The organism is Ureibacillus galli (assembly GCF_014836845.1).
GTDB lineage: Bacteria > Bacillota > Bacilli > Bacillales_A > Planococcaceae > Ureibacillus > Ureibacillus galli.
Window position 1 is genome coordinate 1 of sequence record NZ_JACSQA010000015.1, and the last position, 26,527, is coordinate 26,527.

27 protein-coding genes are annotated in these 26,527 nt (G+C 33.8%); 25 read left to right on the forward strand and 2 right to left on the reverse strand.

Annotation, left to right across the window (positions count from 1 at the left end; genetic code table 11):
* Positions 1 to 110 precede the first annotated feature (110 nt).
* Positions 111 to 1,856: a B12-binding domain-containing radical SAM protein gene (locus H9636_RS10695; RefSeq protein ID WP_191707602.1), complete on the reverse strand. Its 1,746-nt coding sequence runs from the start codon at positions 1,854 to 1,856 to the stop codon at positions 111 to 113.
* Between the two features lie 509 nt (positions 1,857 to 2,365).
* On the opposite strand from H9636_RS10695, the gene H9636_RS10700 reads away from it, so the two are divergent.
* The 21 genes from H9636_RS10700 to H9636_RS10800 all read left to right on the forward strand — a co-directional run bounded on the left by H9636_RS10700 (position 2,366) and on the right by H9636_RS10800 (position 21,388).
* Positions 2,366 to 2,749, forward strand: coding sequence for a DUF1259 domain-containing protein (locus tag H9636_RS10700; protein WP_191707603.1), 384 nt, complete (start codon positions 2,366 to 2,368; stop codon positions 2,747 to 2,749).
* Between the two features lie 358 nt (positions 2,750 to 3,107).
* On the forward strand, positions 3,108 to 3,980 hold the full coding sequence (locus H9636_RS10705) for a hypothetical protein (protein ID WP_191707604.1): 873 nt from the start codon (positions 3,108 to 3,110) through the stop codon (positions 3,978 to 3,980).
* A 276-nt stretch (positions 3,981 to 4,256) separates the two neighbouring features.
* Positions 4,257 to 4,964: a DNA alkylation repair protein gene (locus H9636_RS10710; protein ID WP_191707605.1), complete on the forward strand. Its 708-nt coding sequence runs from the start codon at positions 4,257 to 4,259 to the stop codon at positions 4,962 to 4,964.
* A 187-nt stretch (positions 4,965 to 5,151) separates the two neighbouring features.
* Entirely contained in the window at positions 5,152 to 5,484 is a 333-nt protein-coding gene (locus H9636_RS10715) for a metal-sensitive transcriptional regulator (protein ID WP_191707606.1), read from the forward strand.
* A gap of 70 nt (positions 5,485 to 5,554) precedes the next feature.
* Positions 5,555 to 5,761 (forward strand): copper chaperone CopZ, encoded by a 207-nt coding sequence (copZ, locus tag H9636_RS10720; RefSeq protein WP_191707607.1) that lies wholly within the window; start codon positions 5,555 to 5,557, stop codon positions 5,759 to 5,761.
* A 72-nt stretch (positions 5,762 to 5,833) separates the two neighbouring features.
* The gene (locus H9636_RS10725) at positions 5,834 to 8,263 is read left to right on the forward strand and encodes a heavy metal translocating P-type ATPase (RefSeq protein WP_191707608.1); all 2,430 of its coding nucleotides are present in this window, start codon (positions 5,834 to 5,836) and stop codon (positions 8,261 to 8,263) included.
* 95 nt (positions 8,264 to 8,358) lie between these two features.
* Positions 8,359 to 8,976 carry a nitrite reductase gene (locus H9636_RS10730; RefSeq protein WP_191707609.1) on the forward strand — a complete coding sequence of 206 codons (618 nt, stop codon included), beginning with the start codon at positions 8,359 to 8,361 and terminating at the stop codon, positions 8,974 to 8,976.
* 287 nt (positions 8,977 to 9,263) lie between these two features.
* Positions 9,264 to 9,737 carry a DinB family protein gene (locus tag H9636_RS10735; protein ID WP_191707674.1) on the forward strand — a complete coding sequence of 158 codons (474 nt, stop codon included), beginning with the start codon at positions 9,264 to 9,266 and terminating at the stop codon, positions 9,735 to 9,737.
* A 208-nt stretch (positions 9,738 to 9,945) separates the two neighbouring features.
* Entirely contained in the window at positions 9,946 to 10,326 is a 381-nt protein-coding gene (locus H9636_RS10740; RefSeq protein ID WP_191707610.1) for a hypothetical protein, read from the forward strand.
* Positions 10,327 to 10,644: 318 nt separating this feature from the next.
* Positions 10,645 to 11,841, forward strand: coding sequence for an MFS transporter (locus H9636_RS10745; RefSeq protein ID WP_225230178.1), 1,197 nt, complete (start codon positions 10,645 to 10,647; stop codon positions 11,839 to 11,841).
* Positions 11,842 to 12,024: 183 nt separating this feature from the next.
* Positions 12,025 to 12,858: an SPL family radical SAM protein gene (locus H9636_RS10750; protein WP_191707611.1), complete on the forward strand. Its 834-nt coding sequence runs from the start codon at positions 12,025 to 12,027 to the stop codon at positions 12,856 to 12,858.
* Between the two features lie 195 nt (positions 12,859 to 13,053).
* A complete protein-coding gene (locus H9636_RS10755) occupies positions 13,054 to 14,649 on the forward strand; it encodes an ATP-binding protein (RefSeq protein WP_191707612.1) in 1,596 nt (531 codons plus the stop codon).
* A complete protein-coding gene (locus tag H9636_RS10760; protein WP_191707613.1) occupies positions 14,646 to 15,326 on the forward strand; it encodes a response regulator in 681 nt (226 codons plus the stop codon). The genes H9636_RS10755 and H9636_RS10760 overlap by 4 nt, the downstream gene beginning before the upstream one ends.
* A 54-nt stretch (positions 15,327 to 15,380) precedes the next feature.
* A complete protein-coding gene (locus H9636_RS10765) occupies positions 15,381 to 15,872 on the forward strand; it encodes a hypothetical protein (protein WP_191707614.1) in 492 nt (163 codons plus the stop codon).
* A 278-nt stretch (positions 15,873 to 16,150) separates the two neighbouring features.
* Positions 16,151 to 17,443, forward strand: coding sequence for a CitMHS family transporter (locus H9636_RS10770; RefSeq protein WP_191707615.1), 1,293 nt, complete (start codon positions 16,151 to 16,153; stop codon positions 17,441 to 17,443).
* Positions 17,444 to 17,628: 185 nt separating this feature from the next.
* Positions 17,629 to 18,045: a BlaI/MecI/CopY family transcriptional regulator gene (locus H9636_RS10775; protein ID WP_191707616.1), complete on the forward strand. Its 417-nt coding sequence runs from the start codon at positions 17,629 to 17,631 to the stop codon at positions 18,043 to 18,045.
* Between the two features lie 2 nt (positions 18,046 to 18,047).
* Positions 18,048 to 18,896 (forward strand): M56 family metallopeptidase, encoded by an 849-nt coding sequence (locus tag H9636_RS10780; protein WP_191707617.1) that lies wholly within the window; start codon positions 18,048 to 18,050, stop codon positions 18,894 to 18,896.
* Between the two features lie 52 nt (positions 18,897 to 18,948).
* Positions 18,949 to 19,593 carry a DsbA family protein gene (locus H9636_RS10785; protein ID WP_191707618.1) on the forward strand — a complete coding sequence of 215 codons (645 nt, stop codon included), beginning with the start codon at positions 18,949 to 18,951 and terminating at the stop codon, positions 19,591 to 19,593.
* On the forward strand, positions 19,586 to 19,987 hold the full coding sequence (locus H9636_RS10790) for a disulfide oxidoreductase (RefSeq protein ID WP_191707676.1): 402 nt from the start codon (positions 19,586 to 19,588) through the stop codon (positions 19,985 to 19,987). The genes H9636_RS10785 and H9636_RS10790 overlap by 8 nt, the downstream gene beginning before the upstream one ends.
* Before the next feature lie 26 nt (positions 19,988 to 20,013).
* On the forward strand, positions 20,014 to 20,553 hold the full coding sequence (gene resA / locus H9636_RS10795; RefSeq protein ID WP_191707619.1) for a thiol-disulfide oxidoreductase ResA: 540 nt from the start codon (positions 20,014 to 20,016) through the stop codon (positions 20,551 to 20,553).
* Positions 20,554 to 20,773: 220 nt separating this feature from the next.
* A complete protein-coding gene (locus H9636_RS10800) occupies positions 20,774 to 21,388 on the forward strand; it encodes an RraA family protein (RefSeq protein WP_191707620.1) in 615 nt (204 codons plus the stop codon).
* Between the two features lie 49 nt (positions 21,389 to 21,437).
* On the opposite strand, the gene H9636_RS10805 is transcribed toward H9636_RS10800, so the two are convergent.
* Positions 21,438 to 22,307: a LysR family transcriptional regulator gene (locus tag H9636_RS10805; protein WP_191707621.1), complete on the reverse strand. Its 870-nt coding sequence runs from the start codon at positions 22,305 to 22,307 to the stop codon at positions 21,438 to 21,440.
* A 205-nt stretch (positions 22,308 to 22,512) separates the two neighbouring features.
* Between H9636_RS10805 and acnA the strand changes: the two genes are divergently transcribed.
* The 4 genes from acnA to H9636_RS10825 all read left to right on the forward strand — a co-directional run bounded on the left by acnA (position 22,513) and on the right by H9636_RS10825 (position 26,386).
* Entirely contained in the window at positions 22,513 to 25,239 is a 2,727-nt protein-coding gene (gene acnA, locus H9636_RS10810; RefSeq protein WP_191707622.1) for an aconitate hydratase AcnA, read from the forward strand.
* A gap of 153 nt (positions 25,240 to 25,392) precedes the next feature.
* A complete protein-coding gene (locus H9636_RS10815) occupies positions 25,393 to 25,581 on the forward strand; it encodes a hypothetical protein (RefSeq protein WP_191707623.1) in 189 nt (62 codons plus the stop codon).
* Between the two features lie 201 nt (positions 25,582 to 25,782).
* Positions 25,783 to 26,004 (forward strand): transcriptional regulator, encoded by a 222-nt coding sequence (locus H9636_RS10820; protein WP_191707624.1) that lies wholly within the window; start codon positions 25,783 to 25,785, stop codon positions 26,002 to 26,004.
* Between the two features lie 166 nt (positions 26,005 to 26,170).
* A complete protein-coding gene (locus H9636_RS10825) occupies positions 26,171 to 26,386 on the forward strand; it encodes a hypothetical protein (protein WP_191707625.1) in 216 nt (71 codons plus the stop codon).
* The last annotated feature ends 141 nt before the right edge of the window (positions 26,387 to 26,527 follow it).

Below are 26,527 nucleotides of genomic sequence, written 5' to 3' on the forward strand. Positions count from 1 at the left end.
AATACCCGAAAAACGTTCAAAATTACAAAAGGCCTTCAGAATGTGACCATTCTGAAGGCCTTTTGTCGACAATCTGACCTTTCTATTTATGAAATAGAAAGGCTTAAATATCATGCAAGTATTTTGTTAAGCGTTGCAAAGTAAGGAGTCATCCCTGCGCGGAAGTAAACGAGCAAATAACCTTCTTTCGCTACGATTTGTCCATTTTTAAATGCATCGTAATCAAGCGCAAATGGAATCAATAAAGAATGTTTAAAGAAGTCTTTTTCACTCAAGTCAAATTGAGCAAATTCTTCTCCAGCAATGATAGGGTTTTCCTTTAATACATTGTATATTTCTTTTTGTTCATCACGAGAAACCCGTTCATCCCACCATAATTTTCGTGGTTGGAATTGTTGTTTCGATAAATAATCAAGCTGCATTAAACTGCGAACGATTTCAAGGTTTACATTTGGCTGTGTTGCTAAAAACTCTTCTAACCTTTTAAACAAATCTTCGAGCTGGTGGCCAATTCGAGACCATCCTTTTTCTTCCCAGTAAGTACCGAAGTTTTGGAAGAAATCAAACGGTGTTTCAAAGCTTTCCGTTACAAGATATTCGATCGTATTGTCCATTCGGTGATCATTCCAATATTTTTCAAGAACATCTTCTGCATGTTTAATTCGAACAATATCATCAAAAGTTAATACGTTATTAGAGAAAATTTCATAAGGTGCCACATCGACATACGTATAACCGTATTTTTGTGCCTCTACACGAAGACCTGTCCCACGTAAAAGTTTTAAAAATCCAAGCTGTAATTCTTCAGGACGCATCGCAAATACATCGTTAAAGGTTTGACGGAAGCTATGATAGTCTTCCTCAGGAAGACCAGCAATTAAATCTAGATGTTGATCGATTTTACCGCCCTCTTTAACCATTGTAACTGTCCGTTTTAATTTTTCAAAGTTTTGCCGACGTTTAACGAGCTCATTTGTTAAATCATTTGTTGATTGAACACCAATTTCAAAGCGGAATAAACCTTTTGGTGCATTGTCATTTAAAAATTGAATTACTTCAGGACGCATAATATCCGCTGTAATTTCAAATTGGAAAACGACACCAGGTACATGTTCATCAATTAAAAATTGAAACATTTCCATTGCATAACTTCGGCTTATGTTAAAGGTACGATCGACAAATTTAATCGTTTTTGCGCCATGGGCCATTAAGTATCGAATGTCATCTTTTATTTTCTCCCGATTAAAATATCGAACACCTACTTCAATAGAAGATAGACAGAACTGACACGAAAAAGGACAGCCACGACTTGTTTCAATATATTGAATTCGCTTACCAAGGTGGGGAAGGTCTTCTTCGAAACGGAACGGACTTGGAAGTTCACGTAAATCAATCTTATTCGGTTGGGCATGTAATTTCATTTTGCCTTTTTGTAAATAACAAATTCCCGGTACATCCTCGAGGGCAATTTCACCATTTAAATGTTTTAATAATTGTTTAAAGGATATTTCACCTTCACCCATTACGATAAAGTCTACTTCTGGAAGTCGACGTATCCAATCATGGACATCGTAAGAAACTTCAGGGCCGCCTAGAACAATTTTTGTTTGTGGCGAAACAGTTTTCAGCATACGAATGACGCGAATCGTTTCTTCAATATTCCAAATATAACAGCTAAAACCAACAACATCCGGCTTATATTGATAAAGATCGGACACGATATTAAATGCAGGGTCTTTTATCGTATATTCAACAATAGTCGGATCAAATTCGGGTCTAGCTGCTCCTTTCAAATATCGTAACGCCAAGTTGGTATGGATATATTTGGCGTTTAAAGTAGTTAGTACTATATTCATCAATGAATACTCCTTTATATATACAGTTACTATTTCTAACTATATGATTTTAGCAGTAATAATGGATTTACGCCACAAAGGTCTATACAATGCAGGGTACTTTACTAAAATAAGCAGTTTAAATGATGTAGATTATACTCAAAGTTAGAAGTAATGTCTTTTGATTAGAAACGACAAGAGATAAATAATAGATTTAATAACCTATTGTAAATTCAATATTAGTCTATACATTACCCTTTAATGCTTAAATTAAATAAACATAAACGCTACACACTTTTCTAATTTGAAAGTGATAGAGTTATTAATAAAGTTTTAGTTACTTCACCCTAAATGAAACATATATTATTTATGTATTTAATAAAGAATTTGAAGATAGCTTTTTATTGTAAAAACTAGTGATGCTCTTCTTCAACTATTTTGCATGTTATTGCTTTCTTAATTTGGTCTGCCTATGAAACTTTACATATTCTTCATAAGATGTAGTAGATAATCGTGAAAGGAGAATTAATTTGTCAACTTGCCAAAAGCTTGCCGATATTATCGGTGGTGAAGTGATTCAATCAAGTCCTGTTTGTGTAGTAATGCGTCTTCGTGATATTCGGGCATCTATTTTGGGTCGTCGTACTCTTTCTCCGCTTGTACTACCATTTATGTTATCTTTTGAAAAGAATGGCCTCAATTTAGGGGAAACGGTACTTCTTGAAAAAGAAGTGAATCCAATGTTCGATGCATTACGAAAAAGGGGACTTAAAGTAACAGCTTTTCATAATCACTGGTTGTTTGAAGAACCAAGGCTGATGTATATGCATTGGGAGAATGTAGGTATGGATCCGTTTGAATTTGCTAGAAAAAGTTTTGAAGCTGCGCAAGATGCATGTCTTAGATTTGTTTAATGTAAATTGGGACGTCATTATTTGAAAATATAATGGTTCATTTTAAATTGAACAGAACGATTTAATTAGTTTACCTTTCATTTAATTCCTTTAGTTACAATAATCATTTTCCATATTAGAAGTTTAATAGAGATGTATGGTGGGGCGGAGAAACAAAACTACCCCATCTTTTTATTTCATTAGGAGTTCAATATGAATAATAAAGTATCTTAAATGGATTTCAATAGTCGACGTTATAATGGATATACGGATGATGATGTAACACAACAGATTGGGTAGTACCCTACATAGGAATATGATACTCTAAAGACATAAAGTAAAATGTTAAATTTTTGAAAGTGAATCCTGGGGTGGTTGAATGAGAAAGTTTTGCGGAATTATAATTATAATTTTTAGTTTAGTATTAGCCTTAAGTTGTGCTATCTACATGCATGAAGATGTTATTTTTGCCAATTTCATGCTATGGCTAATTAGTGTTCCGTTATACATTATGGGTCAAATAATCAGAACTTCTAAGTCTGAATTTAAATATCGAGGGAAACGTTGGCTATCCATATACATATTTTGCTTTTTTATTCTTCCTTTATTAATTTACTTACATGTATTTTATAACGACTTTAAAGAAAGTACATTTGTTGATGAACATTATATTATTTTTGAATCCGCCTCTAGTTCACTAGGAGATTTGTCTATCGGTGTTTTTGTCATTCTTATCTTCCTATTTGCTGGCCGATTTCTTAATCCAGAGTTAAAGCGAAAAAGGTTGTTGAATGTGACCATTATAGGAACGATTCTTTTTTTAATTGGATTCAATTATTTCATGTTCTCCGACTATCGAGGAATACATGAAGAGAAGGGGTTAATTTCAAGCGATTGGAAGGGGAAAAAACATATACTATCTTTCGAAGAAATTGAAAGTGTCTATGTGAAACCTTACGTCCATTATGCCAGTTTATCTAATACTGCTGATGAGACAAGATTTGTTTGGAAAGTAATCTTTCAACCGATCCAGCAAAATGATGATGTAGCTTACTATTTTCCAATGATGTCGGAGTCTAATATGGAACAGACAATTGCGATTCAGAAAATCGCTATGGAAAACGACATTCCTTTTATCGTTGAAGAAATGGATCAAAAAACTTTAAAGTGGTATGAGATTGACTTGGAATTAGAAGGATTGGAGAACGAACGTTATGATGAGCTTTTTCAAGTAGACCAAACTGCTAAATAGGGGGAATAAAAACGAAAAAAGGATAGATTAGTTTAGTTCATCAATCATTTTGAAAAATGTTTTTTTGGCAACTATAAATGATGATTTTTGAAAACGGCGTAATTCTAGTAGAGGAATTGTGCGTTTTTTATAGTCATGCCATAATTGGACTAGACAAACAAAATGACATAGAAGAATACTTACGTAAAGTTATGCTAAAATTAGCATGTATGAAAATAATTGTTGGACAAGAATGTAAACGAAGTGGAAAGGTAATAATACGAAGGAGGTATAACGATGGAATTTGAAACTGTAATGTTAGAGCTTGAATCCCTTGGTAAAGAACGAACGAAAAAAATGTACATATCCAATGGTGCCCATGAGCCTCTTTTTGGTGTAGCTACTGGTGCAATGAAACCTATTGCAAAGAAAATAAAAATAAATCAACCTTTAGCTGAAGAACTTTATGCTACTGGTAATTATGATGCCATGTATTTTGCAGGTATTATTGCAGATCCAAAAGCAATGACAGAATCGGATTTTGAACGTTGGATGGATGGTGCGTATTTTTATATGCTTTCTGATTATGTAGTGGCAGTGACTTTATCAGAATCAGCTATTGCACAAGAAGTAGCTGATAAATGGATAGCTAGCGGAGACGAGTTGAGAATGTCAGCAGGTTGGAGTTGTTATTGTTGGCTATTAGGGAACCGTCAAGACAGTGAGTTTAGCGAGAGCAAAATTTCAAATATGCTAGATTGTGTAAAAAATACTATTCACAACTCACCAGAAAGAACGAAATCGGCGATGAATAATTTTCTATATACAGTTGGTACTTCATATTTGCCACTTCATGAAAAGGCAGCCTTAACTGCAAAAGAAGTAGGGATAGTAGAGATGAAAAGGGACAACAAAAAAAGTAGTTTCCTAAATGCTTATGAAAATATAGAAAAACAAAAGGAAAAAGGAAAGCTAGGTTTCAAGCGTAAGTATGTAAGATGTTAAATGCCTGTTAAAAAGGAAATAACTGTACTCGAGTTAAAATATATTTTTCTACTAGCGGGTAACATCGTTGGATGGAAAACACATGAAGTGGAGTAATGATTAATTCCGTAAATGAAATATTTTATTAAAAACCTACTTTACATACCCCACTTGGGTATAGTACATTGTAATTGGGGAGGTTGAGTAAATGGAAGAATCGATGAAAGAAGTAGCTTGCAATGAGGAAGTTGGTACCTCTTGTCGTAAGAGTCATCATCCAGAACGTGTAAAAAAGGATTTGACTACTCGATTAAATCGGATTGAAGGTCAAATTCGTGGGATTAAAGGAATGATCGAAAAAGATGTATATTGTGATGATGTAATCACACAACTTTCTGCAACACAATCTGCTTTAAATAGTGTAGCTAAAATTCTTTTGGAAGGCCATTTAAAAGGGTGTGTTGTAGAACGGCTTTCAGAAGGTGATAATGAGGTTTTAGATGAATTAGTTGTAACGATTCAAAAACTAATGAAAAAGTAATTTTTTTCAGTTCTATATACCCCTAGTATGTATAAACGTGTTTAAAAATTTATAAAAGGAGAGAATCGAAATGAAAACTGTAACATTAAACGTACAAGGTATGTCATGTGGGCATTGTGTGAAAGCGATAGAAGGAAGCGTTGGAGAATTAGAAGGTGTTAGCGAAGTAAGTGTAAAACTAGAAGAAGCTTTAGTTGATGTAGCCTTTAATGAATCACAAGTTTCACTTGATAAAATTAAAGAAACAATTGTAGATCAAGGATATGATGTAGAATAAGAGTGCTTTCATAGCACTCTCTCATTTTCACAAAAATATACCCTGTATAGGTATAAGAGAGGCGGAAAAGTTATGGGTACAGAAGCTAGTAAAGTAAAAGAAGCGAGTATTCAAATAACTGGAATGACTTGTGCAGCATGTGCAACACGTATTGAAAAAGGGTTAAATAAGATGGATGGTGTTGAAGAAGCATCTGTCAATTTAGCACTTGAAAAATCATCGATTAAATATGATCCTTCAAAACTGAGTGAAGTTGATTTTGAAAAGAAGATAGAAGCACTTGGCTATGGTGTCGTAAAACAAAAAGCTGAGTTTGAAATAACTGGAATGACTTGTGCTGCATGTGCAACACGTATTGAAAAGGGGTTAAATAGATTAGATGGTGTTGCAAGTGCAAACGTTAATCTAGCCCTTGAAAAAGCAACGATTGAATATAATCCATCTGAAGTAACGATTGCAGATATCATTGCAAAGGTAGAAAAACTAGGATATGGTGCACAGCAAAACAAAGAAGATAAAGAATCGGTAGACTATAGAGAAAAACACATTAAAGATCAACAACGTAAATTCATTATATCAGTAATTTTTTCACTCCCTCTACTATGGACGATGATTGGCCATTTTTCCTTTACATCGTTCCTATATGTACCTGATTTCTTAATGAATCCATGGGTTCAATTAATATTAGCAACACCCATACAATTTATTATTGGAAAACAGTTTTATGTGGGTGCTTATAAAGCACTTCGTAACGGTAGTGCCAATATGGATGTTCTTGTTGTCATGGGGACTTCAGCAGCCTATTTTTATAGTGTATATCAAGCAATAATTACCGCTGGAACACACCACGGACCACATCTTTATTTTGAAACAAGTGCGGTATTAATAACGCTAATTCTTTTAGGGAAATTATTTGAAGCAAGAGCTAAAGGACGTTCATCAGAAGCGATTAAAAAATTAATGGGACTTCAAGCTAAAACAGCGATTGTTGTACGTGATGGAGTTGAAAAAGAAGTTCCATTAGAAGAAGTCGTAATCGGTGACACCATATTAGTAAAACCTGGCGAAAAAATTCCTGTTGATGGTGAAGTATTAGAAGGAACAACAGCTGTAGATGAATCTATGTTAACAGGCGAAAGTTTACCAGTAGATAAAAAGAACGGTGACGTATTATACGGTTCAACGATTAATAAAAACGGCTTCATTAAAATGACAGCAACAAAAGTCGGCCGTGACACCGCATTAGCTCAAATCATTAAAGTAGTAGAAGATGCACAAGGTTCAAAGGCGCCAATTCAACGTCTAGCCGACAAAATTTCAGGTATTTTTGTACCTATTGTTGTGGGGATTGCCATCCTTACTTTCTTCGTATGGATTATATGGGTTCAACCAGGTGAGTTTACACCAGCACTTGAAGTATTAATTGCCGTACTTGTTATTGCTTGCCCATGTGCACTTGGTTTAGCGACGCCAACTTCTATTATGGCAGGTTCGGGTCGTGCTGCAGAATTTGGTATTTTGTTCAAAGGTGGCGAACATCTTGAGCAAACCCAAAACATTGATACAGTAATAGTTGATAAAACAGGTACTGTTACACATGGGAAACCAGTACTAACAGATGTATTAGTAGCAGAAGGTCAAGACGAAATAAAATTTTTATCATTAATCGGTGCAGCTGAAAAACAATCTGAGCATCCACTTGCCCAGGCGATTGTTCAAGGAATTCTAGATAAAGACATTGAACTTGGGAACATTCAGTTTTTCGAAGCGATTCCAGGTTTTGGTGTGCAAGCGACGATTTCAGGTCAAGGAGTAGTGATTGGTACACGTAATCTAATGCAACAGTATGGAATTAATATTACCGCCGTACTTCCAATTATGGAGGAGTTGGAGGAAAACGGTAAAACAGCAATGCTTGCTGGAATTAATGGACAGTATGCAGGTCTAGTTGCAGTGGCAGATACAATAAAAGAAACCTCTCGTGAAGCTGTTCGTCGATTACAAGATATGGATATCAACGTCATTATGATGACAGGTGATAATAAACGTACCGCCCAAGCCATTGGCAAAGAAGTGGGTGTTAATGAAGTCATTGCGGAAGTGCTTCCTGAAGGCAAGGCAGAAGAAGTGAAGAAACTACAACAAAAGGGTAAAAAGGTTGCGATGGTAGGTGATGGTATTAATGATGCACCTGCACTAGCTACAGCTAATATTGGTATGGCCATTGGTACTGGTACAGATGTTGCAATGGAAGCTGCTGATATTACACTAATCCGAGGTGATTTAAATAGTATTGCTGATGCGATCTTAATGAGTCGTAAAACGATGAAAAATATAAAGCAAAACTTATTCTGGGCATTTGCTTATAATATTATTGGGATACCAATTGCCGCAGCAGGTTTCCTAGCCCCATGGGTTGCAGGTGCAGCGATGGCATTTAGTTCCGTGTCGGTCGTCTTAAACGCATTACGTTTACAAAGGGTTAAGTTAAAAAATAAATAACGGAAATAATCTGTCACTAACTTTTGTGGCAGCAATTATTTCTTTTCAATATACCATACCGGCGTATAGTAAAGTAAAAAGGTTGTGGAATAAATATGGAAAACAGTGTAAGTAAAATAAAAATTGGGATAAATGGGGGAATTGGTTACGGAGCAAAACTTAATTCCAAACAAATTGTAACGATTTCAAAATATATGAATGAAGATGAGGAGTTGGAGTTAACAACATTCCAACAACTTTATATTGAAATAGCAGAAGATAAAAGTGAAGAAATCATAGAAGATTTACAAAGTGTTGGGTTAGCATGTTATCCAGTAGGTAACTTTGTAAAAAGCTTGAAAACTTGTAATTTCTGCAAAGGTGAAGTGGAGGAAGGAATGCCAGTAGCAAAAGAGTTAAATCAACGGATTGCTGGTAAAGCTGTGCCATTTACTTTAAAAGTTGCCTACACGGGTTGTCCGATCGGTTGCGGTGAACCGATGCTAAGTGACATAGGTGTTATGAAAATAAAAGATCATTACAATTTATATGTTGGAGGAAAAGCAAAAGGTAAAGATGCAGAAGTTGGTCAGTTACTTTTAGAAAATTTAACGCCCGATGAATTGTATAATACAGTTGAAAAGATCATCGCTGTATATTCACAAATGGGTAAGAAACGAGAGACATTCTATAAATTTCTAAAACGAATTGGTAGAGAAAGATTACTAAGTTAATCATATTTTTTCCAGCATAACATGTGCATGGTCTATGTCACAAATTCAAAGGTCAATGAACGGACATGAAGAGAATTACTTTCTTTTTTGTACCTTTAAATAGAACGTTCATTAGCTAAATTGATGGCAGTTCCGAATAAAGGACTGCCTTTTTCATTTACTTAGTCAAATTTCGCTCATTACTAGAAATGAATACATGGAAGAAAAAAAGGAAAACAGGACAATAAACACTTGATGTAGAAAGTATAGAGGGAAAGATAACAAATTGATGTTAGGGAGTGTTCGTTATAGTTCATGCAAAAGAAGTTTTATCCGATCAATTGCTGGCAAATGCAAATGACGCTAGTTGGTACGAACCTTTTTCAGTTGCAGTAGAAAATTTGTCTGAGGAACTAGCATTTTGGAAGCCAAACAAAGAAAGTAATAGTATTGCGGAAATTGTACAACATCTACTTTATTGGAATCAAACTTGGCAAACGAGGTATGAAAAATCCCATGTTAATGCTGTGCCTTCCATCGGCAATAATAATAATAGCTTTATACCACCAGAAAACGCCATTTTCGCAGATTTAAAAAATCAATTATTAGAAGTGCTATTACGCTGGCAAGAGTTAATAACTGAAGAAAAAATTGAGAGTAATGTGAACGGTTTTCCCGAAGCAGTAAATTGGTGGCAGGTACTGGGAAATGTTTCGACTCATAACGCATATCACATTGGTCAAATTATTTATATAAGAAAGATGCAAAATAACTGGAAATAGAACAATAAAAATGTATCAATTTTATAATGGAAGTTTTAGTTAAATAACGATATTTCACAATCGGGCATAATTCGTATAAGCAATTGTGTCCTTTTTTTATGGATAACGTTCAATTTCTAACTCACAACTAATTAAGGAAAATTTGAACAATTTTGAAACGAATACTCTGTTTAATCGTAGAAAAGAAAAAACAGAAGGAGTGGATGGATTGAATAAAATATTTGCATCATTGTTTTTAATTATTGCAATGTTATCCGGCTGTAATTTTTCGTCGTCATCTTTAAGTTTCAGTAATATTGAAAATGTTCCTGATCATGTAGAAAGTATAATTGATACCAATCTAAAACTTCAATTAATTAATGATGGAGAAAAAGGTTCATATATTATTTTTCGTTCAAATGGCGATATCAACACGAATGTTGAACAACAAGATGATAACGTAATACTAATAAATTTGAACGAATCGGGTTCAACGGATGGGGTAGAACAACCAAATATCTATTATTTAACAGCAGATCCAAAACCACATGAAATATCAGTATATGTTAATGGAGAATTAACTCCTTTTGAAATGGTAACAGGTCTATAAGTAATGTCAGGAGATAAATTTTTTTAACAACAGATAAAATTGTATTTATATAGTAAAAGCCAGGGCAATGTGTCTTGGCTTTTTGGTTTGAGAAAAATACTTACGATCACTTTACTTTTAAAAGAAATGACTGCTGTATGGGGAGAGAAAAAGATTTTAAGGAAAGGTAATACTTTTTTCATTGTAAGAATATTAAATAAGAAGAAAATGCTAAAATTTTTAAGAAGAAAAATTGATTGTTTGATAAAGGAAGTTGTAAAGATCTCGTTATATAGGATATTTACAACTTCTTCTCATTGAGCAAAAGGGATGTGTGCCATGTCTGGTCACTATAAGTTCACACTATATTTATTAATGTTTTGTATGTTTATTACGATGGGCGGTTTAGGGATTATCGTCCCCGTTATGCCGGCTTATTTAGAAATGTTTGATGCTGGAGGGAAGATTTACGGATTATTAATTGCCACCTTTTCCTTTGCACAGTTTATTTTATCCCCATTTATTGGTGAACTGTCGGATAAATATGGTCGTAAAAATTTTATCATCATCGGTTTAATCTTTTTTGGTTGTGCTTTAATATTGTTTGGTCTTGCAAATTCTTTATGGTTACTATTTGTGTCTCGATTAATAAGTGGCATCGGAGCAGCGTTTGTGATGCCAACGATATTGGCCTATGTTGGTGACGTTACGCCACTTGAAGAACGAGGAAAAGGAATGAGTTTAATAGGTGCAGCAGTTAGTTTAGGTTTTACAATAGGACCAAGTATCGGTGGTGGATTGTCGGGGATTACTTTAGAATTTCCTTTTTACTTTGCAGGTTCTATCGCTTTAGTTGCGGCTGCTATTTCTTATTTTGTATTACCGACTGTTGAACAGAAAATAAATATACCAGTTGCTAATCGAAAGGAAAATACTTTTAAACAAGTCATTTCTTCTTTTAAAGTACCCTATTTTGTTTTTCTAATTGTTGTTTTCACTTTCAGTTTTGGAATTGCGAACTATCAAGCAACGATGTCTCTCTATTTAGATGATAAATTTCAGTATACGCCTTTTTTAATTTCTATCATTTTTACAGTAGGCGGCTTAGTTGGTGTACTTCTTCAATTGTTCTGGATGGATAAATTATTTCTTCGCTTTGGTGAAATGAAAATTATTTTATTTCATTTGGTATTGGCAGCAATTACCCTCGTATTATTAATTTACGTAAATGGATTTTTCATTATATTAACGGTTGCTTCGTTAAACACAATTGCCGCAACTTTCATTCGTCCAGCAGTTAATACAGCCATTAGTAAAATGGCGGGAGATGAACAAGGATTTGCTGCTGGAATGAATAACGCGTATATGAGCTTAGGAAACATGGTCGGTCCAATCTGTGCAGGTATATTATATGATTGGAAAATAGATTCACCTTATTTATTTGGAGCCTTTGTATTATTCAGTTGTTTCATTCTAACTTATTTTTGGTCAATGAAAAAATCAGCCCATCAAAAATTACAATCATTGAATCCATAATGGATGGTAAAAAGTAAGACTGATTCCTGTATGAAAGGAATCAGTTTTTATATGGAAAATATTAAACAAGAAGACAATAAATTTGTAGATTTCTTCAGATGATAGTATTTTTATTAAATACAGATTTAGAAAGTGATGGAGAAAGGGAAAAGCTACAATATCCTTCGAGAAAGGAGCATATAGATGGGGATAGAAGTAAAAGAAATTGTATCAAAGAAAATATTGACTGAAGCAAAAGGTTATTTAGATGTTGGTTTTACCCATTCTCTTAATCCGTACAGTGGTTGTGCATTTTCTTGTAAATATTGTTATGTAAGAGAAATGCCCATTCAAAAATTTAAAGAGATTCCATGGGGGGAATGGTTGAATATTAAATTAAACGCAGCGGAAAATTATCGTAAAGAAATGGTAAAAGTTCGTAACAAACAAGGTTCTTTGAATATATTCATGTCTTCTGCAACCGATCCATACCAACCAATAGAACGTAAAGCACTCATCACAAGAAGCATATTAGAGGCAATGATTGAATATCCACCTGATTTGCTTCAAATTCAAACACGTAGTCCTTTGATTACTCGAGATGTTGATTTGTTAATAAAATTAAAAGAAAAATGTAAAGTCATCGTATCCATGACAATTGAAACTGATTGGGATGAAATTAGAAAACTATTTGCACCTTACTCACCAGGTATTCATTTACGTTTGCGTGCATTAGAAGAACTGCGCAGCAAGGGAATATTTACGCAAGCTTCTATTTCTCCTGTATTACCATTTACTCCAGAGTTTCCAAAAGTACTAGGAAACATAGCGGATACTATATGGATTGATACGTTAAACATTGGGGATGGAGCGAAAGGCAAACGATCAGATAGATTAGGAATGCCACAACTATTCGAAGAACATGGACTATCAAAGTGGTACCGAGAGGATATACATGAAAGGGTAGCAAAGTATTTTAAAAAATTTTTTCCTTGTGACAAAATACGCATTTCAAAATATGATGCCTTTCCAACATAAAAAGCTTGATTGTTCAAGCTTTTTTATTTTTCTTTTTAAACTATTTGACGGGTCAACCTTTATTTTGAAATAGTTTTAATAATCCGCAGATAATTTGTCAAATCGCTAAAACAATGATTTCAAATAGAATCAATTGATAGAATATTTATATTCTTATAGAATTAAAAGTAAATGACTAAAAAAGGTTGCTGTTTTATGAGGAGAGTATCGATTCAAACAAAAATTTTAGGTTTAACATTATCATTAAGCTTTTTAATTATTCTCCTATTGACTTCTTATTTTACCTATATGCATGGTAAACAAATAGCAGAAGATAGAGGCCGTTTAGCGTTAGAACTATCGAAATCCGTTTCAATGATGCCAACGATAATCGAAGCTTTTGAAACGGACAATCCATCAGAAACCATTCAACCTGTTGTGGAAAAAATTCGTCAAAAAACAGGAGCAGAATTTATCGTAGTAGGAAATAAAGAAGGGATTCGCTATTCCCACCCAGAAGAGTCGGAAATTGGGAAGAAAATGGTCGGTGGGGACAGTAAACGTGCGATTGAGAAGGGAGAATACTATATTTCGGAAGCTCGTGGTTCTCTAGGACTTTCAATGAGGGGTAAATCTCCAATATTTAATAGGAATGGAGACATCATTGGCGTTGTTTCGGTTGGTTTTTTAGTAGAAGATATCGAAAGACAAATATTTAAAAATGTATCAAAAGAATTAGTCATTTCTTTATCAGCTCTTATTTTATCGATTATAGGAAGTTTTTTACTTGCGAAAAGCATTCGAAAGGATACTTTGGGGTTAGAACCATATGAAATTGTAAATTTATATAAAGTAAAAAATGCTGTACTACATTCCGTTCAAGAAGGGATTTTGTCAGTTGACAAAAATGGAATCATTACTTCCATGAATCAACGGGCTAAAACTTTACTTGGCATCAAAGGCTCTGTTCGTCATCTAAAAGTAGATGGACTATTTCCAACAAGTTATTTATATGATGTCTTACATTCAGGGGAACCACAATTTGATAAAGAACTAACATGGAAAAAGAAAACGATGATTGTCAGTTGTACACCGATTAAAGATGAAAAAAGTGTGAATGGGGTCGTTGCTGTCTTTCGTGAAAAGACAGAAATTGAGCAAATGATTAATACATTATCTGAAATGAAAACTTATTCTGAGGAGTTAAGAGCTCAAACCCATGAATACACGAATAAATTATACGTTCTATCAGGACTTTTACAACTTGGTGAGTATGAAGAAGCCATCGAAATGATTCAAGGGGAAACGTCTGAGTTGGAGTTTCAAAATCAGATCGTGTTTGAACAAATCCGAGATACGAAAGTTCAAGTAATCTTATTAGGGAAAATAGGAAAGGCGTCGGAGAAAAAAATTGTTTTTGAAATAGCACCAGAAAGTTATATTGATAAACTGCCAGATCATATTCGGCTTTCGCAATTAACACTAATACTTGGAAATATTATAGATAATGCATTTGAAGCCGTTTCTGATATAGACAAGCCTATCATTAAATTTTTTGCTACAGATATAGGTGAAGACATTATTTTTGAAGTAAGTGATAATGGCAAAGGGATAGCGGACGAAGATATGCCATCTCTTTTTGAAAGGGGCTTTACTTCAAAAGAAGGAGATAATCCAAGGGGATACGGACTATCAAATGCTGAAGGGGCGGTAAAAGAACTAGGTGGTATTATTGAAGTCCAAAATGGCAACGAGAACACTGTATTTACCGTATATCTTCCAAAACAACTGCTAGGAGGGGAAAAACATTGAAAATAAAAGCAGTTATCGCAGAAGATGACTTTCGTGTAGCGGCTATCCATGAAAAGTTTTTAGGCAGTTTTGATGGAATAGAAGTCGTAGGGAAAGCATTAAATGGGAAAGAAACTATTGAGATTTTAAAGAAGGAGAAACCGGATTTACTTCTACTAGATGTATATATGCCCGACCAACTCGGTACCGATTTGCTTCCAATTATTCGTAAGCAATTTGCAAATTTAGATATTATTATGATAACTGCAGCGATCGATAAAGAACTGTTTACGAAAGCACTTCATTACGGGGTAGAGTATTTTTTAATAAAACCTGTTAAGATGGAACGGTTTAATGAAACAATTGAAGAGTATTTGAATAAAAATCAGCTTTTACAATCCAAACAGGAAATAGATCAGGATTTTGTGGATCTCATATTAAAAAAATCTTCTCCTACTACTACTACGAAAGAAACAGTGCTCCCAAAGGGAATTGATGAAATTACCCTCGTGAAAGTAAGAACTGTACTGGAAAATAGTAAAACGAGTTTATCGGCTGAGCAGGTGAGCGAACAAATTGGGGCTTCACGAATTACTGCTAGGCGATATTTGGAATATTTAATTACTGTAAAAGAATGTAAAGCGGAAGTCGTCTATGGTGTTGTGGGAAGACCTGAACGAAGATATTGTAAAATTTAACATAAAATTATTAGAGATAGTAGGTTAAATCGTTAACGAAAGGGGGGAGAAAACTTGGAACATGGCAATTTAGTTATTTGGGAACCACTTCAAGTCAACCCCTTTGACCGATTTCATGCACCAATGAATCTAGTATCTATGCATTTTGAAGGTGATTTTGTACTGAAATTTAATACGTTTAACAGTTCAAAGGAATATATTTTTACTTACAAACAAAATCAATCCAATTATTACGCTATTCGACATTTTCGTATTCTTGAAGAATTTATAAGGCATGATATTGAAATATTAATTGATCAATTTCGTTTAAAAAGAGAATCATTAGGATTACCTAAATTAACCTATAACCATACTTTTTTTAAAATAGAAAATTCCAGCTTTTTATCTTGGTATCGAAGTATTGATCCATCCTTCCCATTACAAGAAGATTGCTGTGTAGAACATCATTTATATATTACATCGAATTATTTTATTGATGTATTAAGTGAACAACAGCCTACTATTACCATATCTACTAATAATGACAGTGGCAATTTAATTGAATAAATTGAAAAGATATTATTTCACAACGTTAATAATTTTGAGAAGATAGTCTTTTTAATATGCGTGGGCACTTTTAAAGTGCCCATTTTTTTATTGTAATAAAGTTTCAGTATGACATGTTCGGATATGATTTCCGTGAACACAATGTACAAAAGTTTCGTAATGTTCTTAAAAAACATTATTTTGCAATCGCTTACAAAAGAGAAATTCTCATCTACAATTAATTCAAAGGGAAAATAATAGATAATGATTTTACTTCATAAGGGGGAGGAAAAATAAATATGCTAGCGATTTTAGGATTTTTAATGATAATTGTATTTATGGTTTTAATCATGACTGGACGACTTTCAGCAATGATCGCACTGATTATGATACCAATTGTTTTTGCTTTAATTGGTGGGTTCGGTAGTGAAATGGGACCGATGATGTTAGACGGAATTAAAAGTGTTGCACCAACAGGAATTATGATTTTGTTTGCAATCCTTTATTTCGGTACTTTAATTGATGCAGGGGTTTTTGATCCGATTATTAATACAATCCTTAAAATTGTAAAAGGTGATCCTGTTAAAATTGCCATCGGTACAGCAGTATTAGCTCTACTTATTTCATTAGATGGTGATGGTACTACTACATATATGATTACAATTTCAGCAATGCTTCCACTATATAAAAGAATTGGAATGAAACCGATTATTTTAGCAGGGATTGCGGTTTCCGCTTCAGGTGTGATGAATCTATTACCATGGGGTGGACCGACAGCAAGGGTAATGTCCGCTTTAAATTTAGAAATGTCTGAAGTATTTACACCAGTAATACCAGCGATGGTTGGTGGAGCTCTTTTTGTACTGTTGATGGCCTTTATTTTAGGGCGAAAAGAAAGAAAGAGAATTGGTATTATCGAGTTTGATTATCAAACAATGGCTCAACTAACGGCAACAGTAGATGATGACAATTTAAAACGTCCGAAATTAATCATATTTAACTATGCATTAACGATTATTCTTTTAGTTGCACTAATTATGGAACTACTGCCACCAGTAGCATTGTTCATGCTTGGATTTGCAATTGCGATTACAGTTAACTATCCAAAAATGAAAGATCAAAAAGAGCGTATTGCAAATTATGCGGATAATGCATTGTCTGTTGTTTCAATGGTTTTTGCAGCAGGTATTTTTACAGGTATTCTTTCAGGAACGACAATGGTAGATGCAATGGCAAATTCAGTTATTCAATATATACCAGAGTCTATGGGATCCCATTTCGCTATCATAACGGCTATTCTTAGTGCTCCTTTCACTTTCTTTATGTCAAACGATGCATTTTACTACGGTGTTCTACCGTTACTTGCGAAAGCAGGAGCAGTATATGGCATTGATCCAGCTTTAATTGGTAGAGCTTCTCTTTTAGGGTTACCGGTTCATTTATTAAGTCCATTAGTGCCGTCGACTTATTTATTAGTAGGAATGGTCGGTGAAGATTTTGGGAAATTCCAACGAATTTTCTTAAAATGGGCTTTCGGGTCTACGATTGTTATGATAATTGTTTGTCTTGTATTAGGAATAATTCCTTTCTAAAATATCCGAGAGGTTTTCCTTCTAATTTAAATAATTGAAAGAAAATTAAGTGATAACGATAGTGAGAGCTATCGTTATCTTTTTTATGATGTTTACTTTTAACATTTTTATTAGGGCTATTGAAAACCAACTTCTTGACTCAAAAACAATATAACACTACAATGTGTAATGTGAGGTGGTAAATCGTGTTGATTCGTAAATTTAAAATGAAAGAAACTGGCTTAAACCGTTTTTTTGGACCGCTTGAAGCAAAAATTATGGACATTTTATGGAATGTGGAAAGAGAAATGACAATCAAAGATGTTCAAAATGAGTTAGAAAAAGAGAAGTCCACTAATTTCAATACGGTGATGACTGTTATGAATCGATTAGTAGAAAAGGGGATCCTTCGAAAACAAGCAGTAGGTCGCTCATCTGTTTATACACCCGTACAATCGAGAGAATGCTTTTTGAATGAACAATCAAAGGAAATGACCCATGAATTAATGGATGAATTCGGGACTGTCGTTGTCAGTCATATGTTAGATGCACTTGAAGAGGTTGATGAAGACCTTGTTTCAAAACTTGAACAAAAAATTAAAGAATTAAAAAAGGATAAGTAACTATGTCAAAACGCCGCTCAACCTTTACATATTTATTTCCATTAGCCATTTCAAGTATTATTTTTATTCAAATGGGATTATATATCCTTTCTATATTTGGTGGATGGAATACAAAGTACAATTTAGTCGTTGCCTGTCATAGCCTTTTAAAAGCAATTGGTCTTTCATCACTTCGCTATGCACTCGATTTGCTTGTTTTCTATACGGTACTTTACTTATTGTGGAAAATAGGTTCTCAACTATTCAATAGTTGGAAATTAAAGCGGAAATTTAAACAATATCAAGATATTACCCTCACAAATGAGTTTAACATCATGTATCACAATGAGAAGGACGATATTGTTGTTATATCACACCCAATACCACTTGCTATTACAATGGGATTTATTCGACCTAAAATCGTATTTTCTACAGGCTTAATTAATTTGTTAACAGATGAGGAATTACGTTCTGTTATTACTCATGAATTTTATCATTTTAAAAATCGAGATCCATTAAAGGTTTTTTTAATCTCTTTATGTGCTTCTACAATGTGGTATATTCCCATTTTACAATGGTTTACCCAACAATATCGAATCATTCAGGAATTATTAGCCGATGAGTATGCTATTAAAAAACAAAATACCTCTGTTTATTTAAGTAGTGCACTTTTAAAAATGATTAAAGTAGGTAAACAACAAAAGATGCCTTTTGCTTATGTATCGTTTGCAGATACATCGGTTAATTATCGGATCGAGTATATTTTGAATCCATTAAAAAATATAGAATGGAAGATTCCTAAGAAAGAATCCTATATTTCTGTGTTTATCTTCCTATTAATCTGCTTATTTTTTATTTACGCATTAGCGTAAATTTTTTACCCCATTACACTACATAATGTAGTTTGAATTAGGAGTGTTTCATATGTCTAAAAAAATATTTTGGATTGTCGGCATAATTGCCGTATGTTTAGTAGGTATTATCGTGTTAACAAATGTTCAAACCGAATCGGCTAAAATTGATTACGAAGGACAGCCTTATTTAGGAGAAGAATCTGCACCAGTTGAAATTGTTGAGTTTGGTGATTATAAATGTCCCCACTGTGGAGAATTTAACAGTTCATTTGTTCCGTTTATAAAAGAGGAATTTGTTGAAACGGGAAAAGCTAAATTTTATTTTATGAACTATTCATTTATTGCCTTTGATTCAACGATATCAGCCCAATTTGCTGAAGCGGTTTATGAAGAACTTGGTAATGAAACATTCTGGGAATTCCATGATTTATTATTTGCAAACCAAACAAATGCATCAGGAAAAGAGAATGTATTAACCGAGGAGTTTCTGAAAGCTATCTTATTAAAAGTTGCTACACAAGAAGAAACGGAGAAAGTCATGGAAGCTTTCAACAATGATGGGGGAGCAAAAGCATTAGATCATGATATGGGAATTGCTAAAGGCTTAGGCATTAATTCCACACCGACTATCTATATCGGAGGAGAAAAATTCACTGGGCAAACTTTAGATGATTTTAGAGAAATGGTAGAGGAAGCGGCTAAAAATGATGAATAAATCGTTATTACTTGCATGGATTACCTCCATTATAGCGATGGGGGGGAGTTTATTCTTTAGTGAACAAATGGGTTTTATTCCATGTACTCTTTGTTGGTACCAACGAATATTGATGTACCCCCTTGTAATCTTATTGGGTATTGCTTTCTATAAAAGCGATAAGAAAATATATCAATATATTTTACCTATATCGCTTATCGGAATGGCAATGTCTAGTTATCATTATGCGTTACAAAAAATCCCGGCCATGCAAGATTTTCATACATGTACAAGCGGTGTGCCATGTTCTGGTCAATATATTAATTGGTTTGGATTCGTTACAATACCGTTTTTAGCACTGATTGCATTTACAATCATTACGATTTCGATGATGGTCCTTTGGAAAAGAAAATAATGTTATATTGAAAGGAAATTATTAAGATGGATAAAAAGAAAAAACGTCGTTATTTGCGAGCTGTTATTCTTGTCATTTTGTTTGGCGCCATTGTATTTACAATCTACTCAACTTTTACTAAAGAAAAAGTAGAAGTTTTGCAAGAAGGGGATATGGCACCTGATTTTGAATTAGTGGATATGAATGGTCATACCCATCGACTATCAGATTATAAAGGGCAAGGTGTTTTTCTCAATTTTTGGGGGACATGGTGTAAACCGTGTGAAAGAGAATTTCCAGTCATTAATAATTATTATAAAGCATATCAAAACGATGGGGTCCAAGTGTTAGCTATTAATATTGCTGAATCTAATTTCACAGTCCAAAAGTATGTGGATAATAAAGGGTTAACATTCCCCGTACTTATTGATAAAACGAAAAGTGTAATGTCAGCATATAATATCAATCCGTTACCAACGACTTTTTTAATAAACCCCGAAGGTGAGATTGAGAAAATTATTACAGGGGAAATGACGGATGAAATGATCTTAAATCATATGAAGCAAATTATGCCAAAGGATATTTAAAGAATAAACTTTGAGAGGGAGACTTCTCGAAGTTTTTTTCTTTTTCCGAAAAAATAATTTGATTGTATACGACAAGGAACGAAACATTCCTAATAGGAATCGTTAGAAATGAAATATTACCATTTTTTACTTGTTTAGCTAGCAAGTTAAAATAAAGAAACAGAAATCATTTTTTTCTTAAAGAATGGTGGAAAAGTATATACATGGAGGGGAAATTACTATGAAATTAATTGATCAATTTAAAGATATACCAACGACTTGTATATCTGATGCTATGGAAGGCATGAATAATTTAGATTCAGCTATCAAACCATTAAAAGAAGTATATAAAGTAATAGGACGTGCTTTTACAGTAAAAATGCCGGTAGGGGATAATAAAATATTTTTAAAAGCAATACGGGAGGCAAAGCCTGGTGATGTTTTAGTGGTTGATGCAAAAGGTGACACGTACCGAGCAGTTGCAGGAGATTTTATTGTTGGAATGGCACAAACATTAGGAATAAATGGAATTGTAATAGATGGTGTCATTCGTGATATTGAAGGTATAAAGAAGTTGGATTTTCCAGTCTTTTGTAAAGGGTCGACAATTGCGGCTAGTGGAAAAGCAGGTCAAGGAGAACTAAACGTACCTATTTCATGTGGAGGAGCAACGGTTACACCTGGGGATATTATTATTGGCGATGTAGATGGGGTTGTAGTTATTCCACAGGAATTGGAAAATGAAGTGTATAAGAGGTCTTTCGAAAAATTAACGTTTGATCGAAAAAGAGCAGAAACAATAACTGGAAATCGAGAAGAAACAATAAAATATTTGGATGAAATTCTTTCAAAATAAAGAAGAGCTCAATAAAAACAAGGGAAGGGGTACCCCCCTTGTTTTTTATTTATAGATGATAAATATCTAATTCTTTTATAAATCGGACAAATGCTTTGACAACGTTTAACTTCAGTGATTCTTCATAAAAAAATATCCACGTTTTTTGCGTAATTTTATTCCCGTCTTTGTCCTTTAAATAAATTTTATGTATATCCTTTTCGTTTTGTAAAAATAAAGAAGGCATAATCGCATAGCCTAAGCCATTTAACACCATTTCTTTACAAGTGTCACCTTGGTCTACTGACATTGCAATGTATGGGGGCTGAGAATAATGCTCTGTCCACCAGTTTTCTGTTAACTGTTTATATAGTTGGTCCGTTCGATAGTCTATACGAGGTAAATTTGGAAGATTATCAAGGTTAATTTCATCTTTTGACACAATACAAAGATCTTCTTCGAATAATAGATATTTTTCATCAGGCCAGTTATAGTCTCCACGAATAAAACCAATATGAGAGACTTGGTTATAAACGAGATTAAAAATATCTTTACTATAACCAGTATTCACTTGAAACTCAACATCAGGATACATATTTTTAAATTGTTTTAATAAGGCTGGAAGTTTATACTTACTAATAAAATTTGAAACACCCAATCTTAATGTTCCAGATACAGTATGTTGGAAATTTTCTATATCTTCTTTAATTTCACGGAAAATATTGAGTACTTCTTCTGCTCGTTTTGCTAAATATTCCCCTTCAGGTGTAAATTGAACCCCTTTTACACCACGATTAACAATTTTAACCCCAAGTTCTGTTTCAATTTGTTTTAACCGTTTTGTAATGGTCGGTTGAGCAATAAACAAAGTTTGTCCTGCCTTTGTAATGTTTTTCTCAAGGTATAAAGTATGCAAAATTAACCAGTCTCTTTCATCCATTTCACTTCCCCCCTTTATAAAATGTCTGACATCGCTTCTATTTAAAACATAGCACATACCAATCATAATACAAAAGAAAACTTGAATCTTATTATGAAAAAGTTGCATAGCTAACAATGAAAATTCGATATTTTTCCAATGTACCTGATTTAAATAAAATGAATGTATGAAATCGATGAATGAAATGTTTAAGGGGTTGAAATGTATGGTTAATGATCGAGAGGATGTTTTTCAGACACGTATCTCTATGAAAATCAGAGATAAGGAATATTATTATTATCGAATTAATGCATTAGAAAAAAAGGGGTTTAGTAATGTTTCTCGATTACCTTATTCGATAAAAATTTTATTAGAGTCAGCTCTTCGTAATTTTGATAGTTCTAATATTACAAAAGAACATATTCAAACATATGCAAATTGGGCAGTGAAAAGAGAGCCGAATAAAGAAGTGCCCTTTAAGCCTTCACGAATTCTGTTACATGATACAACGGGTTTACCGGCAATTGTTGACTTAGCTGCAATGAGAGAGACCGTGTTACGTATGGGTGAAGATCCTTCTATTATAAATCCACATATACCAGTTGACCTTGTAGTTGACCATTCGGTTTCGGTAGATTATTTCGGTCGCGCGGATGCAATGGAGTTAAATGAAAAACTTAATTTTAAACGGAATTGGGAGAGATTTCGATTTTTCCGCTGGGCTCAACATGCTTTTCGAAACTTAAATATTGTTCCACCTGCTACAGGCATCATGCACCAAATCAATATGGAGTATTTATCATCAGTTATTGTCAAGAAGAATACTGACCATGGTATTGAACTTTTTCCTGACTCACTTGTTGGAACAGACTCCCATACAACGATGATTAATGGTTTAGGTTTATTAGCATGGGGAGTTGGAGGGATTGAAGCAGAAGCTGCGATGTTAGACCAACCTTTATATTTTGTTATTCCTGAAGTCGTAGGATTTAAACTAACAGGGAAACTTTCAGATGGGGCAACCGCAACCGACTTGGCTTTAACAGTGACCAATATTCTTCGGAAAAAGGGAGTTGTCGGGAAATTCGTTGAATTCTTCGGAGATGGTTTAAACAAAATGAGTGTAGCTGATCGAGCTACAGTAGCCAATATGGCACCGGAATATGGAGCTACTATGGGATTCTTTCCAGTAGATCAAGAAACTTTAAATTATTTAACACTAATTGGTCGGAGTGAAGAGGAAGTATTGCTAGTAGAAACTTACTATAAAGAACAGGGAATGTTTTTTGATAACGATAAGCATGAGCCAATCTATTCGGAAAACATTGAGTTAGATTTATCTACTATCGTACCATGCCTTGCTGGTCCAAAACGTCCGCAAGATTTAGTGAATCTAACGTCAATGAAAGAAGACTTTAAACACATTATGTGCAAGCCAATTGATGAAGGGGGATATGGCTTAACTGAAGACGATTTAAGAAAAGAAGTAAAAATCGTTCATGATAATGGAGATTGTTCCATAATTAAACACGGTTCTGTTGTACTTGCAGCAATTACAAGTTGTACGAATACATCAAATCCCAATGTATTAATTACTGCTGGGCTATTAGCAAAAAAAGCAGTAGAAAAAGGATTAACAAAACCTTCCTTTGTAAAAAGTTCTCTTACACCAGGATCTCGCGTTGTAATGGATTACTTACAGGAATCCGGTCTTTTAAAATATTTGGAAAAACTAGGTTTTTATATTGCAGGTTATGGTTGTGCGACATGCATTGGCAATTCTGGTCCACTACCTGATGCGATAAGTAATGCAATCGTAGACAATGATTTAGCTGTAGCTAGTGTTCTATCAGGTAACCGTAATTTTGAAGGACGTATACATCCTCAAGTAAAAGCCAACTATCTGGCATCACCACCCCTTGTTATTGCTTATGCACTAGCCGGCACAATGGATATTGATTTTTATAGTGAACCAATTGGTTTTAATGAAACGAATAGGCCGGTTTATTTAAGAGATATTTGGCCTTCTTTTACGGAAATACAAGATTATTTAAAAGGTGCCGTTCGACCAGAATTATTCCAAAAGCGGTATGAAAATGTGTATACAGCTAATAAAAGTTGGAATGAAATTGATTTCCCTAAAGGGGATTTATATGAATGGGAGGACTCTTCTACTTATATTCAAGAACCACCATTTTTGCACAATCTACCAGAATATGCTGATGCAATAAAGGATTTCAAAAACGTCCATGTACTTGCATTACTCGGTGATTCTGTTACAACCGACCACCTTTCTCCATCTGGGGCAATCAAGAAAGATAGTCCAGCAGGATTATATTTACAACAACAAGGTGTCAAAACCCATGAATTTAATTCTTATCCTTCACGACGAGGGAATCATCATGTCATGATACGCGGCGCCTTTGCGAACCATCGGATACGTAACCAAATGGTTCCTGAACGGGAAGGTGGGATTACAAAGTATATGCCGAGCGGAGAAATTATGTCGATTTTCGATGCGGCGATGAAATATAAAGAAAATCGCATATCACTTTTTGTCATTGCAGGAAAAGAATACGGTACCGGAAGTTCCCGAGATTGGGCGGCGAAAGGAACTTATTTACTGGGAGTAAAAGCGGTAATAGCAGAAAGTTTTGAACGAATTCATCGAAGTAATTTAGTAGGAATGGGTGTTTTACCCCTTCAATTTATAGATGGCCAAAATGCCGCATCACTTGGTATACAAGGAAATGAAATCTTTGAGACGATCGGTTTAAGCTCAAACATCATTCCAGGTCAAAAAATAAAAATAAGAGTTATTCGAGTAGATGGTAGTTCCTTTGAATTTAGCGTCATAGTTCGTTTAGATAACGGAATAGATGTTAAATATTATCAAAATGGCGGGATAATGCAAACTGTATTACGGCAAATGATGAAAAATCAGAAATATTGAATAATTAAATTGAACAATGAAAGATTGTCTAAAGATCCATGGAGTCAAAAAGCTATTAACTTGTACTAGAGATAAAAGTTATACGAAGCTATTTTAAGTTTCGTATTCTATAAAAAATAATTTTGTAAGCGTATTCAAAGTAGGGGAGATTTTGTGATTGCATTATTAGAATTTTTAATGATGATATGTTTTATTTTTCTTATTGTCACAAGAAAAATGTCTGCCTTACTTGCTTTAATTATTATTCCACTATTCTTTGCAATAATTAGAGGATTTGCAGAAGATGTAGGTCAAATGGTGTTAAATGGTATAGTTGGTGTAGCACCTACAGGAATAATGTGATTGTTTGCAGTTTTATTTTTCGGAATGATGATTAAAAGCGGGTTTATTCGATCCGCTTATTAATAAGATTTTAACTTTGATAAAAGGGGAATTTTTACACTGAATGAATTATCAGTTTCAGAAATAATTACCATTGATAACAAGGAACATTTGTTCTCTTCTTTAAATAAGAACGAACTTTATGAAAAAGGAGTTGTATCAATGAAAGAAAAGTTACTGAAAGTAATGAAACGTAATCAACTAGTTGAGATGATGTACATTTCCAAAGCAGGGGAAATTACAAAACGACGTATTAAAGTTCTTAAAGTATCGAATGATACATTTGAGTCGTACTGTTTTCTTAAGCAAAGTAAAAGAACGTTTATCATTCAAAATGTTCTTGCATTGGTACCAATTATTCGAAAAGAACGGGAAGTTATTTGAATAAAATTTTTAACTAATATTAGTTGGAATAGAATGTTAGTTCCTCAAAAGATTTCGAAAAGTAGCAATTGGATTGCTTGTTGAATAAAGCTACAAATAAAAAAGAGATGATATAAACTATATTTTTACCTCCATTGGGCATATTACAATTGAGAGGTGATAAATAATGAATAAGAAAAAAGAACAAAACAAACAAAGGATAAATGTAGAATTAGGCGGTATGGATCTCTTTGGAACAACTTCCAATGCAGAAGTGGGTGGGTACAAAGCTTCTGGAGATATTGAAAATGCGGGAAGATTAGATAAAGGGTTTCAAAAAGTGGAGGATGATGATCTTACTCCAAATGCTTCAATCAAAGAGGGAGAACAAAAGGGATATTAACCTTCATTCCAGAAAGCTATTTCATTGGGAAATTTTTTCTAATGCAGTAGCTTTTTTCTTTAAATTTCTTTAATTTAAAATGTGTAAATAGTGATAGTTTGATTGTTATGATTTTACAAAATTTGTATATTATTAAATAAA